Raw genomic sequence first — 2,087 nt, forward strand, 5'->3', positions numbered from 1 at the left:
ACGCATCATGAACCCTCGCGATCACGCCCTTGTCATGCCAGCGGGCGAAGAAGCCGTAGACCGTCTCCCACGGCGGGAAGTCCCGCGGCAACGACCGCCAGCTACACCCCGCGTGCGTCACATACAGAATCGCGTTCACGATCTCCCGGCGAGGATGCGCCTCCTTCCGCCCATCCTTCGACACCGGCGGCAGCAACGNCTCCACCAACGCCCACTCCNCNTCGGACAGATCAGAGGGATACGGGTCAGACCGAACCATCACCAGACCGTCCACCACCGACCGCACCACCACGTCGACCTCGACCCAGGCGACCACACTCAGCACACAAACATCAAGATCCCAAACAGCTTCTTAGGGCGCTCTGGCCTGTATCGGCTGCGGGGCACTCTATTGCTGCTGGGAGCGGTTCCTGGGCGACCACGGCGTCGCCCTTCGTCGCCTCCGACGGCTTGTTCTGGTACCGGGTTGTCCCGGTGCTGGCGCGGTTCGTCCGCGTTTGCCTGTTCCCGGCCCGGGTCTCCGCTGGCTGTTGGCGCATGAGGTCGATCGCCCGACAGGCAGTTCTCCCGCAGTCAGGTTTGGAGCCAGGTGAGGACGGCCAGGACGCGTCGGTTGTCGTCGGGTTCGGGGAGCAATCCGAGTTTGGTGAGGATGCTGGCGATGTGGCTTTCGATGGTTTTGGGTCCGAGGACGAGGTGGCGGGAGATGGCCATGTTCGATCTGCCTTGGGCCATGAGTGCAAGCACGTCGCGTTCGCGTTCGCTGAGGGCGGTGAGGCGGTCCCGGTTGGCGTGTCGGCGTAGGAGGTAGCTGACGACGTCGGGGTCGAGGACGGTGTCGCCGGAGGCGACTCGTTCGATCGCGTCGACGAGGGTGGCGACGTCGAGGACGCGGTCTTTGAGTAGGTAGCCGAAGCCTTTGGGGTGGGCTTGCGCGAGAGTCGCGGCGTACCGGCTTTCCAGGGACTGGGNCAGCAACAGGATGCCGAGGCTCGCTGACCGTTCGCGGAGGCGGACGGCGGCTTGCGCGCCTTCGTGGGTGTAGGTCGGCGGCATGCGGATGTCTACGAGCGCGACGTCTGGGCGGTGTTCGGCGACTGCGGCTTCGAGGCTGTCGGCGTCGCCGGCCATCGCGCAGGTGTGAATCCCGGCTTCGGCGAGTAGGCGGGCGAGTCCTTCGCGCAGGAGCACGGAATCGTCGGCGATCACGACTCGCATGGCAGCTCCGCGCGGATGGTTGTTCCGGTGCCGGGGTCGGTGTGGACGGTCAGCGACCCNCCGAAGGCTTCGGCTCGGTCGGCGATGCCTCGCAGCCCGGGTCCACTGGGCTGAGCGCCGCCGATGCCGTCGTCGCGGACCTCGACGATCAGCTGCCCGTCTGGGGCTGAGACGTCCACGGCGATGGTGGTCGGGTGGGCGTGTTTGACCGCGTTCGCCATCGCCTCGCAGGCGATGAACCAGGCGNCTGCCTCCAGATCGGGCGGATATCGCCGGTCCGGAGCAGAGATCTTGATGGGTACGGGGGTGCGGGCGGCGACGTCGTCGAGCGCGGCGGCGAGCCCGCCGTCGGCGAGGACCGCGGGGTGCAGGCCGTTGGCCAGTTCGCGGAGCTCGACCACGGCGGCCTGCAGCTGATCGATGCCCGTACTGATGGCTTGGCGTAGCGAGGCTTCGTCGCCGCCCAACTGCACAGCTCGTAGCTGAAGGGCGAGTGCGAGCAGGCGTTGCTGTGCGCCGTCGTGCAGGTTGCGTTCGATGGTGCGGCGCTCGGCGAACTGGGCCGCGGCGATCCGGGTGCGGGACTGGCGTACCTCGACGAGCTGGAGTGCGACCGCGGCGCGCAGGCCTGCGTTGTCGAGTTCGGCGGTCGCCGCCGTTGCCGCGGCGCGGACGAGGCCGGGTTGAGCCCTGCCACGGTCGAACGTCACCCGGGCGATGGGTCGGCCGCGCCGGTATNCCTCGACGGCCGCCATAAAACTGTTGCCGGGGTTGGCTGGCTGTCCGTCTGCGCTGACCCATTGGCGAGGGCGTGTCATGACGACTGTGTAAGCCAGAGGTGGACCAGGATCGATCTACCTTGATCGGGT

Annotated in this window: 2 protein-coding genes and 2 pseudogenes; all 4 read right to left on the bottom strand. The window is 67.7% G+C overall.

What is annotated here, in order from left to right; genetic code table 11:
* A partial coding sequence (locus UK94_RS72425) for a transposase (protein WP_235490924.1) occupies nt 1-198 on the bottom strand: 198 nt, incomplete at both ends.
* A 23-nt stretch (nt 199-221) separates the two neighbouring features.
* A pseudogene (locus UK94_RS72430) lies at nt 222-325 on the bottom strand (IS5/IS1182 family transposase); the annotation flags it as partial.
* 248 nt (nt 326-573) lie between these two features.
* Nucleotides 574-971, bottom strand: a 398-nt coding sequence (locus UK94_RS72435) for a LuxR C-terminal-related transcriptional regulator (protein WP_235490922.1), incomplete at its 5' end; no start/stop codon positions are given.
* 1 nt (nt 972) lies between these two features.
* Nucleotides 973-1,218 (bottom strand): annotated as a pseudogene (locus UK94_RS72440) (response regulator); the annotation flags it as partial.
* Nucleotides 1,219-2,087: the final 869 nt, after the last annotated feature.

The sequence above is a fragment of the Frankia sp. AvcI1 genome (assembly GCF_001420875.1).
GTDB lineage: Bacteria > Actinomycetota > Actinomycetes > Frankiales > Frankiaceae > Frankia > Frankia alni.